This is a genomic window from Labilibaculum sp. DW002 (assembly GCF_029029525.1).
Taxonomy (GTDB): Bacteria; Bacteroidota; Bacteroidia; order Bacteroidales; family Marinifilaceae; genus Paralabilibaculum; species Paralabilibaculum antarcticum.
Genome location: NZ_JAKJSC010000001.1, coordinates 1,632,128 through 1,645,560 on the forward strand (window position 1 = coordinate 1,632,128; position 13,433 = coordinate 1,645,560).

The window sequence follows — 13,433 nt, forward strand, 5'->3', positions numbered from 1 at the left end:
GCTTTTCATCTTAATTTTTATTTAGCGGATGTTTTTTTGAAATCTAACTATAAAAAAAAGCCTTTCTGATGACACAGAAAGGCTTAGTATATAATTATTTAAATTACACGTGATGAGCTCATCCTTTGTCGATAGGTATGTACATACAGCAGCAACAATTGTTCTGCTTTGATTTCACGATATGTAATTTTTCTTTTCTCATCTTTTCAAAGGTGTCTTATGTTGTTTTAGCAACAATATGTTAATGTTTTCGGAATGCAAATCTTTTTTTATGATTTCAGGTATAATTCCCAGAGTTTAAATAAAGTGTTGCGATCGAAAGTGTTGAATGTGTTTTTTATCTCTAATTTAATTTATATTTTCCATAAGCTATCGGATCAGGACTTAGCACCTTAACTGGTGTCAGGTTGCTAGAGTTTCATCGAACCTGTCTCTCCACTCTTCTGTATAAATCAACTATTTCTAATTGAATTTGACGACACAAACATAAAGTGCTTTCACCGTCTTTCCAAATTCATAACAATTTAATGATGAATCGAAATCCACTTATAGTTAAGGATTCTAGTCAACCATGCTAGCTCACCAATGCAGCACCCCCCTGTATTAGCACCGATTTTAAGTAAAAAAAAACAAGATCTTCATGCATTAAAATAAATAAACTAAAAATCTTTATTTATTTTGAATTTAGATAATGGCAGGCAAACTGAAAATTTGACCAAACTTCTCTTCTTTGAAAAGAAAAGGCGAAGCCTTATCAGATTGGGAATTGAAGCTGGGCAAGTCTATGCTTGGAGTAGAACTCAAAAGGGTGGATGGGCGGTTGCTCAGAGTCCAATTCTTATTACTACAATTACATTGGAAAGGTTGAAGAAACGCGGCTATGTTTCTATGTCAAAAATTGTATTTACAGGTACGGTCTTGTGTATGAAACGTAGCGTATAAAAAGACGCTAACTTTTCGGATAAACACAGAGCCGAATTTTTATATTTTGTTTTTAATTTATCAATCTTAAAAGCCAAATTTAAAAATTTGGCGAACTTCGTAAATATACACAAACCTCTCGAAAAGCCTATATTAGCTATATTTTATACACGTTATGCTTAGTGTTTAGTGCTTTTCCGCTTTACTTAATTCCAAAGTCATTTTTATAAAATCAGATATGCTTTTTCCTAAAACTGCCATTCCTGCATCGTGAGGATTTTCCAATTTATAGCGTCCTTTTGCCGAACCATTTAAAGCATAGTCGAATCCATCAATTATTACTATACACCAATGACTTCGCCTACACTCAATAATTACTTCTTCAGCATAAAAAGGCCAATCTCCCTTATATTCCGATTTCAAAATTTTCTTTGATTTATATTCAGGATTTACTTTTCGCTCAACTTCGTCAAGCATTGTTCTCTTATGAACCTTTTTCGGTGTCTCTTTATATTTTGTGGTTTGACTTCGATAATCCTTTTTCCCGAAATCTTTTTCATATAATATTCCAAAATCAAAAAACGTTGATGATGATAATTGTAAACCTTTTTGACCTAAACATTTAAAAATAAACTGTCTCGAAATTGCGGAAATATACTTTTCAAAGACTACAATTATGTAAGTGGATATTTTTTGATAAACTTCGTGACTTAAATTAAAATCCATCAGCTTTTGATAATCTTTTGAGTCAAGAGCCTTGTTTTCAAACTCTTCCCATAGTTTTTTTGTATTAATTCCAATTTGCGCATTGTCAGTAATCAAATCGAAATTGTGATATCTTGCCAATTTACCGAACTCAGAAAGTATAAATAGAAGTTCTTTTAAATCCGAATTTGTTTGGATAAACTCATTGTCTAAATCAAACTGGGGGCTGTCGAAATCGAAGTAATAATTGTCGATTATTTCCTTTAGTAATTTTTCTAAATCGTGTCCTAAGTTTTTAAGATACCTAAAGTTCGGAAGTTCTTCGTGTTTGTGGAAGTAACCCAAGCAAATGTAGGCTTTCATAAATCTCTCAAATCCTTGCGATAAAAGTTGAAAAGGAAGAAAGTAAAAATCGTTGTTGAGATTGATATTTTGAAGTTCGCCAAAACCTAATTTAATCAACTTGTCAGAGGTTTCAAATTCCTCTAAAAGCGCAAAATATTTTATGTTCTCAATTTCTGGCATTCTGTTTTTCGGCATTAAGCACAACTTCTAAATAAACGCAATGGCGTTCATATTTATAGTAAAAGTTTATTTCCAGACCTATATAGAGCGGGAGTGTACACTTATTATGTTTTTAATATTAAAAATCATCAATAAAACGGCACTAATACTTTTACTAAAGTATTAAATCTAAACTAAGATTCATATTGTCAAACCTGTCAACTTTCCGACATGGGAAATCACATTTTAAATAAGTCGCTATTTTGAAAACTGGATAAGCTAAATATTGAATCAAGAAACGATGTGTTTTTATTCGGTAATAAAAACTACCTCTGTAGATTAATAGGCATAAACAGAATGTGAAACGTAATAATGGAGCTATTTGTAAAGAGTTTTTAAGGGGTATTTATCCAGATCTTATCTGTTCCTATCGATCACCTATCCCGCTTCTATCTCGATCGTTTATCCTACTTAAACGATCTTTCTGATAGCAAAACAAATTAATTTGATGGAAATTTCTATTTCTCTAGTAAAATAAGCCTTTGCAGAGAATAAAGGCTACAAATAGAGCTATAATAAAGGGGTTTTAAGGGTGTTTATCTAGGTCTTAAATAGTTTCTATCCCGATCTTATCTAGATCGCTTATCCGTTTCGGAGGATATGAAAAAAGCCAATTAATATTTTAGTGATTCAGGTCTCAATTTCCCGAAGTCTAAAATATTATTTGGCTCGAATACAAATTGCCTGGCAATTACACATCCGAGCTTTGCTCGGATTGCATCATGTAAGTTTGTAAGGTGCTGAATATTTCCAGTTGCTCTTCATGAGATTTTGCAAACAGTACATAGAGCATTTGAACCAGATAGCCTTGTGCATCGGGTTGCATTCTTCGAATGGCATCAATAATTTGTTTTTCCTGTACATTAAATTGATCTTCTACACCGCCTAAAGCATTTGTTTTACTAGGAATCAGATTGTTCGCAAAAGCCCCTAATACCGATTGAATTGCAGGCATTTGAGTAATTGCTGTTACAGTATCCTTGGTTGTGCTAGTACTTGCCTCGGCAATATCTCTGGTGTGTTTGTCCTTTAGGTCGCTTATTTTATCATTTAGCTTTTCAATCGTAAATTCATGCTTTAGATTCGTATCTTCCAAAGTTCTGATCTTATCCCCGTACTCTGTACTTAAGCTTAGGATTGTATTAAAATGTTCCCGTTCTACGGTTCTTAATTCTGCCGAAGCATTCTGATTCATTTGGTGATTTTTTCTGCTGTCTATATCGATGAGCGGATAAGCACCAAATTCATCTAGCTCTCTTTCTTTTGCCCGCATTCGTTTTGCTTTGTTGATACAAGATGTAGAACAATATCTACTATCGGGTCTTTTCTTTTCAATCGGGTTTCCACAAATTTCACATTCCATTTTCTGGTTCTTTTTTAGTTGTTGGTTTATTTTAATAATTCTATTTTCTTTCAAGTATGCCAATTTCCCATTTGGTTCTCCATTCCACATTTTCATGAATGTATTTGACTTCGTTTTCAAGTAAGAGGTAATGTCCTTTGATGTGTTCCAAAAAGACAGGATTCAATTTTTTCATTCTTCGGCCAAGAGTTGAAATGGAAATGTCTAATTCCATTGCAAGCTCTTTTCTGTTCATTGTTCTGTATTCCATTTTTAAATTTTTGCAGTTTGGTTATTCCTGAATTCTGTTTTTTTCGTGTTTGTATTCTTTTTAGAGTGTACTCTTATAAAACCACATAAAATAAATTGACATTGTACAAATCAGGTGTATTCAATCGGTAGTCCTTATTTGGTAGCATGAACTTTATTTTCTTTTGGATTTTCTCTTTAAACGATACTGCTTAGTATTATTTTCATTCATCCCCTTTATTCGAATCTGCCACAATAATTCTTTTACAAACTCCCTTTTTAATCCAATACTAATTCTTTCATCTTTACTTATAGAAACTCTTTCTTTTATTGATGTCTTTTTCTCCAATTGGTAAAAATTCGGCTTCTCTTTAAACTTCGACAGTCGAATCGGGTAGCGAATCACTTTACCTTTCCCATCGGTCACAAATACAACATGACCTCTCCCTGATCTGCTGATTTCGACATTGAAAAGTTTCAAGGTCTCATCATAAATTGCTTTTGAATTTACTTCTTCCAACTGGTTGATATGATAGAAAAGACTCTCCAGACCTTGCTTGATGTTTCGGCTTTTGGCAGAAAATTTAAAAACTGGCTTCTCGCATCTTTTACGATTATCCAACTGATGCCTTAACTCTAATTCTTTAATGTAATTCTGAGCCTTCTGCCGCTCATGATTGTCTTTTATTTTCTTGCCTGTTAGCTTATCAATCCTAGTAGATACAATATGGAAATGCGTCCTCTCCAAATCTTTGTGCTTGTAGATAAAGTAAGTCTGATCCCCATAGCCCATGTGTTGCATAAAATTGTCAATTTCCTTTAGAATCATCTTATCATTTAATTTCTGGGAATCTTCTACAGATGGATTTACAGAGATGTGAAGGCATTTGTTTTTCACTCGGGCATTGAGCTTTTCGATGTCCGTAAGCTCTTTTAAACGATGACTTTTGTCGTAAAAAAAGGGATTAATGGCTTTGGTGTTCTTGCTATAGAAATAACTAGCTGCCTTCTGCTCCACTTTCTTTTCATTATAGAGAAAAGCATTTTCAGTATTGGCTGTTTGATGGATAACGATAACCATGAAGGGAGCTTTTGTTTTTTATTCAATGACATCCATATACTTTTGCAAAACGGAAAAACAATTTCGGAGCTCTTTCAAAACTTTTAAAAAGACCTCACGATCTGAAGGACCAAATTGATGAACTTGCTGAGCATTGATATTCTTAGATACCTGATTGAGGTTCACTCCAATTTTGTTGAGTTCATAGTCCAGCTTTTTAGTAATCTGAACAAAGTCTTCACTCACTTCAATTTTTCGAATCTCCCTATTCTTCACAAGCTTTGCCCTGCAAAAATCACTCATCGTTCGATAGCCTTCCTTCTGGCATCTTTTTAGAAGAAGTCTCTTTTCTAGTTTGGTCAAACGAATCCGAACTCCATGTTCTAGCTTCTCATGTTTTTCTGTCTTGGGTCTCATATCTATTCCTCCTTGTCCGTTGGACAATCAAGCTTTTCATTCGGGGATGAAAAGTCCCTGCCGGAAGGCACAAGCGTTTTTGTGGAACAAAAACACATCTTGCATTCCCCTCTTTAAATTTTAAATCCAGTCCTTGATTCAACTTATTTTTTCCAAAAAGGGAAGAACTCCCAACCTGCGGAAATGTCTTCCCTCACCTTAACTCAACCACGATTATCTTATCCTACTTTCTGTTTTATTCCTTTCTTTTTTTCGGTCTTCTGCTCCTTCTCCTGTTCCTTTTCTTTCTCCTTTTTAAAACCGGAAAAGTTGATGCTGCGATTGGCTGCATCTACCTGAAGAGATGCTGAAAATTTCTTTCCATTTTTCCCGGTCATTCCATCCAGATGGATTTTCTTTCCAGCTGCCAATTGCTGTTTTTGTTCTTCGGAAAGACTTGCTCCCTTGATTTTTTCAGGGATATTAATATGCTTAGAACGAAGTGGAATCAGCTCATTGGTTTTGGCATCCAAAGAGAGGTAATAATTATCCTTTTCTCCCTTCTGATTGGTCATCTCAATGGTCTTTCCTAAGTGTTTGTCTTCCAAAAGAGCTGTTTTTTCTTCCTTGGTAAATTTGTGTCCCAAATATTCATCAGGAATATGCAGGCGTTGAATGGGATGCACCTTTACTTTCACGCTGCCATCTTCCTCTTTCTGCAATCTGATTTTAGTAGGAATCCGATATTGCTCATCATTAATTTTGGCATTGATCGTGTATAGTTTAGCAGATCGAAAGCCATTTAAAAAATCTTTCAATTCCTGACTTTCCATTCGATCTACAAAGTCTTTTTTGATCCCGGCTTTCTCCAGCTTTTCAAAAGGGATCTCTTCCTTGGTAATTCTTGTTGTTTGTTCCATCATTTCAAATTTTACTAGTTAGTATTCTGCATAAATGGGCCAAGCTTATTGCTTGCTGATTTTGCATTCAATCAAAATCTTCTGAATATCCTCGCAGATTCGGCTGCGATTGTTTTCAAGCACTTCCTGCACATCATCAAACTGATAAATATCAGGGATGGACTGATAGCGCTTTTCTTCCCTTTTCACCTGATGGGGATCCACCTGAATCAAAGCGTTGAAATTCTTTTGGGCGATCTCCTCTCCAAAATTGTCGGCGATCTGTCCCACCATCACTCCTTGCGGCAGGGTGGCAATTTTCCCTTCCGGAACCAGATAATCCATCTGTGTTGAAAAGGAAGTGGATTGTGTGTTTCTGTTGATCGTAACGGACTGTCTCTCCTGCAGGATTTTCCCCATTCTGCTCTGAATGAACTTGGCCGTATCGCCAACCGATTGACCCGCAAACACATTCCCTATATTGGTCAAAATGGCATTGGCCTGTTCCTTCCCATAGTCCCGAATCAACTGATCAATTGTCTGCATGCCCAGCAAGGTTGAAATTCGATTGCTTCGGGCCGTTGCGATCAGAGTATCCAAACCCCGAAAATAAATGGTGGGCAGCTCATCAAAGATCAAAGAAGATTTGCGCTGCCCCTTTCGGTTCATCACCTTGAGCATTCTGGTGATGTACAGGGAAAGTACGGCTCCGTACATCTCAATTCGAAGGGGATTGTTAGCCAGACAAATCACCTTTGGCTGTTTGGGATCATTGATATCCAAAGAGAAATCATTTCCTGAACAAATCCAGTAAATCTCCTTACTGATGATCTTGGAAATGGCAATCTTTAAACTCCCCAACTGTCCTTCCAGCTGTTCACTGGCTCCTCTTTGGTGTGCATTCAGAAAAGGGTTGATGATGTTCACTACATCTTTTTCCTGGGAAAGCACTTCAAAAAGATCATCATAGTCCAGTTGCAAGAGTTCTATGGCATGAGGCAGTGTGCAATACTGCCCATTTTGGTAGCGCTTCAAAAACCAGATGACCGCTGCAAAAAAGGAGACGGCAGATTCGGAAAAGAACTCTCCTTGCTTTCGGATCCACTCCCGGTTCAAATTGTAAAGAACCGTTCTGGAAGATTCAAAGGCATCAATGGGTGATTCCATCAGTTCCGGTGCCAAAGGATTGCAACGATAGGATTTTTGGATGTCATCAAAATTAATGATGTAAAAGGCTGAAGCCGCTGGCAGTTTCTTGTTCTTTTTTGCCTTCAAAAAATGATTGTAGGCCACTTGGGACAGATCCGGAAATTTAAAATCATACACGCACATGCAAAACCCTTTGTTCAGGTGTTGTTTGATAAAAGGCAGTACCACGGAAAAGGATTTTCCAGAGCCAGGTGTTCCAATTACCATGCTTCCTCGAAATGGATTGATCACATTGATCCACCCCTGCTTCGCTTCTCCTTTGTTCTGAAACTGAGTGGGCAGATTGACCGAATACTCATTCTCTTGCAGCTTCTGAAGTTGTGGAAAACTTTCATTCTCACTGTTGAAACGATCTTTCATCAGGTTCACATTAATCAGTTTAGAGATATTATCAAAGGCAATGTTCAGAATCACAAAGCCCCAAAAGGAAAACAGAAGATAAAGGCCTGCCTGACATTTGACTAGCAGTAAGCTTCCCCAGTAAAGGACCAAGCTAAAGAGAACCTGAAAGATCAGAGTGGAAATTTTCAATTCCCTGTCCTTTTTGGCTTTGGTTCCAATGCAGGTAATGATTAAAAAAATCATACAGACCGTCTTTGAGTAAAGTGGTGAACTCAAAAACTCAATATTTATCAATTTGGCGAACAGAGCTTCCAATTCCAGCTGGTAAATCCCTATTGCTTTGAAAAAAGCCATTTGGCTCAAGTACAAAGACAGGATCAAAAGGAAGTAGGAAAAAAATCGAAATCCCTCATGCAACCTTACCAATTCTCTGGATTCATCACTCATCTTTTCCTATCCTTTTTGACTTATAAATTTTCGGCCTTAAGAATATCTCCGTTCTCCAATTCCAGACTAAGCTTTCTTCCGGTGTTACCCAGCGCTTTTTCCAGCATTTCAATTCGCAGTACCCGCTGATCGGGAACATTCAGCTTGGGCAGAACAAAAATTTCTCGGACAGAGCTTTTGGCTGGAACATAAGCTAGGGAGTAATATTGAAAGCGGGGGCGCAACTGGTATTCCTGAGCATTACTGGCCCGAAACTGTCTTTTATCAGCAATCCACCATTGAAAGCTCTCCAAATCATAGCCCATGTCCGTGTCGTTTTTGATTCCAACTTCAAAAAACAAAACATCATTGCTCAAATAAATGTTCCTTAACTCCAAACTGATGCCGTCTTTTGCCATTTTGTGCCTTCTCCCACTGCGTTTTTGGCGGGCTAAAATTCTTCTGCAATTATCATCCAATGCTTCCTTACTCATTAGCTGACCCAAGTATAAATCTGCTTCTCTGGATTCAAAATCCTGAAGTAAATATGCATTTTCCGGGTCTGTCCCATATGTCAGAATTAGTGTATAGAGCTGCCCAGCTGAAACTAAAGTAATGGAGCTTTCTCCTTCAAATTCGACCAAAGCTTTGATGCGAACCAAATTCGGATGTTCAGGTACAATTCCAGCCAAAAGTAAATCTTGATTACCTAGCTGTAAATAGGTAATTTCCTCTTCTGAAATCAGATGAATAACTTTGTTCTCACAGACCTTAATCTGATTTTCTGCAAACAGTATTAATGGGAACAAAAGGAAAAAGGTAATATTGTATTTTTTCATCTCTATTGCTTTTTACTGATTAAATAAACAAGGGTATTTTTCTTGATACTGACTTTTTTCAGCCTTACTCTTTTCAGAAGGCTTCGTGTTGTTTGATCAGCTGCTGAAATGCCCATATTAGCTATTGGATCATTACTCATTCCCCATAGGCTTGAAGCATTGGTTCTGCTCCCCACTTCTTTGCTCACTCTTCTAGACACATTATCGGGGATGTACAAACCTGGCAAACCATCCAAATCATGAATTTCCAAGTTCACAGGCAAAAAATAATCTGCAACAGGAAAATTGGAAACTCGTATGTACAGACGCTCATTATTGATCTTACATATCCCGTATAAAAATGAATTTTCTAGTACTTTTCGTCCGTCCAGCCAGGCATCTTCGAGTAAACGCATTTTGATCCTGTTCCCATTCAGCACCTTGCTGCTTTCATAAATTTCAGCTCTAATCATGGAGTTGGAAGTAATCTTCCCATTGAAACTCACCTTCTCTTTCTTTTCCAATGTGAAGCTCCTTAATCTTTGCTTTTTCAGCTGAAATAGTTGACTCTTTGTTTGCTCCAGATAAAATTTCAAAGAATCATTTTCCTGATTCAGGCTGATATTTTCATCAAAGACCTCCTCCAATTCTTCCAATCCTGTTTCGGAATCTACCAATTTGCTTCTCCCTTGTTTTTCTTGAGGTATTGGCCTTACCGCTTTTTTAACTGGACTTTTCTGGATTTTCTTTTGACATGGAGAAGCTTCCTTTTCCAAATCATTTCTAACCAGTATTTCCTTTTGTCGAATGTGTGCCAGCAGTTGAGCAGAAACATCTTCCTTCTGATTTTTTTGCAAAAGGACCAAAAGACTGTCTGTTCCCACAACTGAGTCACTTCCTTCTTGTTCTCCTTCCTTTAAAACATGCTCTTGCTGAGCGTTTTCATTTCCCAATTGAACAGCCAAATCTTGCTGTTGATAGGCTTCCATTTTATCAAAGATCTCTATGCTCTTTTCTGCTTCAGGCAGGAAGTAATTAGCTCCTTCTTTTTCAGCCTTATTATTCGCAAGAGCATTTTGCTTTAAAGCCTTCTCTCCACCTCCTAAAATGTAGAAAATGAGTATCACAAAGGGAAGCAGTACTATAGGAAGTATGAGTAAGGCCTTATTTTTTTGTAGATAAGTTCTCATGTAAATTTCGTTTAAGTTGGTTTTCAAATGTATCCACCGGCATCGCAAATGTTGACGTACCAGTTTGTATCTTGTTTGTTTCACTGACATTTCCAGTAGGTGATTCAAGCTGATGCCCTACAAACTTTGCCACTGGCAACCAGATAAAAGAGCTTCCAAACAGAAGCAGAAATGCAATCACAATCAGTGCCCATTTTCCTTTTCTCACATTCGGAGCCAAGGCCTTGTCCTTCTCATCGGCTCTACTCAGCCAGGCATCAAAAAGCATTGGAAGACTTTTGCTTTGTTGTGGAGATCGCTTCTTTTCCATAATGATGTTTTTTTTTAGAATTGTTTTCTTCTGATGGTTTCAATGTCCTTATTGTCCTCTATCCTCCAGTTCTCCAATAAAAAGCCATGGGGATTGTTATCCGTTCTGGAGATGTTTCGCATAGCTCCGGAAGTACTTAAATTCCGAATCGTAATGTTGGACTTGCGCACAATTTTCTGCTTTCCAAAAAAATGAAAGCGGTAAGGATAGGCTGAAAAATCCAGCTCTATGGAATCGGTCTGCACAGTCATGCTAATATCTGAGGCGATCACCTGATTGTAGACATTGTTCTCCTTGAAAGACTGATATTGATCCATGGCGGAACGATCTGACAAATGAAGTGCTTCCCGGACATTATTTTCGATGTATTGTTTGTCAGGTTCCAAAGTGAAAAACAACTCATGAAAGCGTTTGACATGATCCCTGGCTTCCGCATTTCTGTTCTCGGTGATGTCTTCCCGAAGCGCTACCAAAAGAGATTTCCCATTATCCAGCACATAGATTTTTTGTTTGGACCGCTCCACCAGATTCAAGGAAATAGTAAACACATAGACACTTAGCCCAATCATAGAAAGACTGGTAATGAGCAGTACATAAACTGTAAACCTAAATTTTCTTTGGATATCAAATAGTTTTTTCATGATGCGTATTTTATTTCAACATCCCTTTGGTAATTGCCATGGTGGCCGCAGTTCTGACCATTCTTCCTCCTCCGGAACCTGTTCCCGAAGCTTGTACAATCCAGGAGGCAATCTTAGGAACTAAACTCAAGCCTATGATTCCACAAACCGGAACAATCAGGCTGGAAACATAGAACATTTGAGGCTGATAGATCATCATGCTGTTGATCTGATTGATCTCCCATTCCAGCATATAGATCAGTACCTCCTGATCCAATGAGAGAATCAAAAGAGCAATGGGCAGATAGAGATTTACATTGATAAAACGGGCAATCCATTGCAGGTAGTTGTCTTGAAATCCATCAAAAATTGAAAGGGCAAAAACCAGAGGGCCAAAGATCACCAGCAGGACACAAAAAACTGTTCGCAAAAAGGCAATCAAATAGACAATGGCTTCAAACAGTGATTCCAGCACCTGACGGATGGCATCCATGATGTAAAAATTGATCTGGTTTTGAATGGCCCTTCCGGTGAAGATGTTGTAGGTGGTCAGCAGCAGATTAACGCCCTTGTCCCAAAGGGCCGCTTCCTTCTCCTCATTTTCATAGAAAATGGGTAAATCTGATGCCAGCATGGCATCCTGCTTTTCCTCCAGCAATTGAGCCACCTCCAGTTTTTTATTGGCGTAGATGCTTTCTGAAAGTGAAGCCAGGCCTTTGGTCGGCACCATTAGCAAATTCACAAAAACGCCCCAAAAACTTAGCACCAACACAAAGGCAAAAGGACGCAATAGTGGCAAAAGTGAAATGGGATTGTCTGCAATGAGCTCCTCATAAATCCGCTTGGAAATGTAAAAGAAGGCCGCGATTCCCCCAATGGCTCTGGCCATATCCACCAAAAGCCGGGCATGGGAGATTCCGCTGGCAATCAAAGTATCTGTAAAGGCAAAAAAGTCATCTGTTGTAAGTACTTGTAAGATCATGAGCTTGGTTTTAATGGGTTAAAAAGGCATAGGAACCTGTCTGCTTCGGGGTAAATGAATGGAAGAATTTCAACTTGTTATAAGTATAATCCAACTCGCCATTGAATTTGTGAACCGACATTTTCAGATCTGTGAAAGCATGTAATTTCTCACCCTGTTCCGATTCCAGAAAGTTGACCATCAGAAATTGTTCCAGCATCTGGTTGGCTTCCTGTTTGAGTAACTTCTTTACTTCCCCTCCCTTTTCCAAATGTTCCAGACCATCCAGTTTTGCATACAAACTGATAAAAGATTCGGTGAGGCCATAGAGATCTTCCAATTGATCAAAACGGCTGTTATACAATTTTTGATCGATCTGTTTTTGCAAGGCATTCATCATTTTGATCCAGCCTGTTTCCTGATACCTTCCTTTGAACTGAGAACGTTCCATGAATTTGGCAGCCAATCGCATTAATCCCGTTTTTATTTTCCCTGTGATCTCCTTAGAATCCGTTACCGGCACGGACGTCACCTTCCAGTAGTAATGTGTGAATGGCGTTTTTACAAACAAGTGAGGAACAGGAGGCAACCATCCTTTAAAAGCAATAAAAGACATGGGGTATTTATTTTTCATTTGAGGGTATCTCCCTTTCCATTTTTTGATGGCAACAGCTTGCCCATTGATTGTCATTACTGATCCCAACAAAATGAAAATGATCAGCAAGTAGTTTTTTATTTTATTCATGATTAAAATTTATTTGTACAAAGAATAATACATAGCAAAACCTTCCAGCGTATTGCTTTCATAGCTTTTCAGATAGGAAGCATAAAGTAGCTTGTTGTAGAGGTAACAGATGGTCCCGTAATGTTGTTTTACACTTAGATACACACCATTGATGGTGTCGTAGCGCTGTTTGTCATCCATCATCAGAAGATTGTCTTCCAGAATGGTTTTTAGGATGGTGTTCACCAGTTGTCTGCTGTCGTCCAGAATCAGATCAAAAGATTGAACGATGGCCACAGCCTGCTCATTGGTGAAATTCTCATCCTGTATGAGCTGGGGCAATTTATCGGTATAAATATTCATGACTTTATCCAGCATCTTTCGGGTTTCCTGTACCCTTTTGTAATCCTTGATCAAAGCGGATACTTTCTCCAGACTTTCCAGCATCTTCTGGTCTATGCCCAGCATCTCACCAGTCAGGCCTTTGATGTCTCCGTTCAAGGCTTTGATCAGCACATTGTACCAATTGATTTTCGAGAGTATGCCTTTTTCCTTCGTCCAAAGGGCTTCCCTTTGAATTCCAGCTCCCACGTCGGTGACAGCTGCTTGTGCTATTGCTTGTTGAAATAGGCTTCCAAAAAGCAAAAACATCACTATCAGTACCATTAATTTTGTTTTCATCTTCGTTTATTTTTTG

The 13,433-nt window shown here is 37.9% G+C and carries 15 protein-coding genes and 1 riboswitch; of the genes, 1 reads left to right on the forward strand and 14 read right to left on the reverse strand.

Annotated elements, in window-relative coordinates; genetic code table 11:
• Positions 1 to 350: 350 nt before the first annotated feature.
• Positions 351 to 454, reverse strand: a riboswitch (SAM riboswitch).
• Positions 455 to 711: 257 nt separating this feature from the next.
• Positions 712 to 942 (forward strand): hypothetical protein, encoded by a 231-nt coding sequence (locus L3049_RS06140; protein ID WP_275108925.1) that lies wholly within the window; start codon positions 712 to 714, stop codon positions 940 to 942.
• 165 nt (positions 943 to 1,107) lie between these two features.
• On the opposite strand, the gene L3049_RS06145 is transcribed toward L3049_RS06140, so the two are convergent.
• The 14 genes from L3049_RS06145 to L3049_RS06210 all read right to left on the reverse strand — a co-directional run bounded on the left by L3049_RS06145 (position 1,108) and on the right by L3049_RS06210 (position 13,417).
• Positions 1,108 to 2,166, reverse strand: a complete 1,059-nt coding sequence (locus L3049_RS06145; RefSeq protein WP_275108926.1) for a hypothetical protein — start codon at positions 2,164 to 2,166, stop codon at positions 1,108 to 1,110.
• A 715-nt stretch (positions 2,167 to 2,881) separates the two neighbouring features.
• Entirely contained in the window at positions 2,882 to 3,643 is a 762-nt protein-coding gene (locus L3049_RS06150; protein ID WP_275108927.1) for a hypothetical protein, read from the reverse strand.
• Positions 3,594 to 3,803 carry a helix-turn-helix domain-containing protein gene (locus tag L3049_RS06155; RefSeq protein ID WP_275108928.1) on the reverse strand — a complete coding sequence of 70 codons (210 nt, stop codon included), beginning with the start codon at positions 3,801 to 3,803 and terminating at the stop codon, positions 3,594 to 3,596. Before L3049_RS06155 ends, L3049_RS06150 begins: the two co-directional genes overlap by 50 nt.
• Before the next feature lie 153 nt (positions 3,804 to 3,956).
• Positions 3,957 to 4,862: a relaxase/mobilization nuclease domain-containing protein gene (locus L3049_RS06160; protein ID WP_275108929.1), complete on the reverse strand. Its 906-nt coding sequence runs from the start codon at positions 4,860 to 4,862 to the stop codon at positions 3,957 to 3,959.
• Positions 4,863 to 4,880: 18 nt separating this feature from the next.
• Positions 4,881 to 5,258 (reverse strand): plasmid mobilization protein, encoded by a 378-nt coding sequence (locus tag L3049_RS06165; RefSeq protein WP_275108930.1) that lies wholly within the window; start codon positions 5,256 to 5,258, stop codon positions 4,881 to 4,883.
• Positions 5,259 to 5,476: 218 nt separating this feature from the next.
• On the reverse strand, positions 5,477 to 6,157 hold the full coding sequence (locus L3049_RS06170) for a DUF3945 domain-containing protein (RefSeq protein WP_275108931.1): 681 nt from the start codon (positions 6,155 to 6,157) through the stop codon (positions 5,477 to 5,479).
• Between the two features lie 45 nt (positions 6,158 to 6,202).
• Positions 6,203 to 8,134, reverse strand: coding sequence for a type IV secretory system conjugative DNA transfer family protein (locus L3049_RS06175; protein ID WP_275108932.1), 1,932 nt, complete (start codon positions 8,132 to 8,134; stop codon positions 6,203 to 6,205).
• A 20-nt stretch (positions 8,135 to 8,154) separates the two neighbouring features.
• A complete protein-coding gene (locus L3049_RS06180) occupies positions 8,155 to 8,952 on the reverse strand; it encodes a DUF4138 domain-containing protein (protein ID WP_275108933.1) in 798 nt (265 codons plus the stop codon).
• 2 nt (positions 8,953 to 8,954) lie between these two features.
• Positions 8,955 to 10,121, reverse strand: coding sequence for a conjugative transposon protein TraM (traM, locus tag L3049_RS06185; protein ID WP_275108934.1), 1,167 nt, complete (start codon positions 10,119 to 10,121; stop codon positions 8,955 to 8,957).
• A complete protein-coding gene (locus L3049_RS06190; protein WP_275108935.1) occupies positions 10,096 to 10,431 on the reverse strand; it encodes a hypothetical protein in 336 nt (111 codons plus the stop codon). The genes traM and L3049_RS06190 overlap by 26 nt, the downstream gene beginning before the upstream one ends.
• 14 nt (positions 10,432 to 10,445) lie before the next feature.
• Positions 10,446 to 11,072 carry a conjugative transposon protein TraK gene (gene traK, locus L3049_RS06195; protein WP_275108936.1) on the reverse strand — a complete coding sequence of 209 codons (627 nt, stop codon included), beginning with the start codon at positions 11,070 to 11,072 and terminating at the stop codon, positions 10,446 to 10,448.
• 10 nt (positions 11,073 to 11,082) lie between these two features.
• Entirely contained in the window at positions 11,083 to 12,033 is a 951-nt protein-coding gene (locus tag L3049_RS06200) for a TraJ family protein (protein WP_275108937.1), read from the reverse strand.
• A 10-nt stretch (positions 12,034 to 12,043) separates the two neighbouring features.
• On the reverse strand, positions 12,044 to 12,757 hold the full coding sequence (locus L3049_RS06205) for a hypothetical protein (protein ID WP_275108938.1): 714 nt from the start codon (positions 12,755 to 12,757) through the stop codon (positions 12,044 to 12,046).
• Between the two features lie 9 nt (positions 12,758 to 12,766).
• Positions 12,767 to 13,417, reverse strand: coding sequence for a hypothetical protein (locus tag L3049_RS06210; RefSeq protein WP_275108939.1), 651 nt, complete (start codon positions 13,415 to 13,417; stop codon positions 12,767 to 12,769).
• Between the last annotated feature and the right edge of the window lie 16 nt (positions 13,418 to 13,433).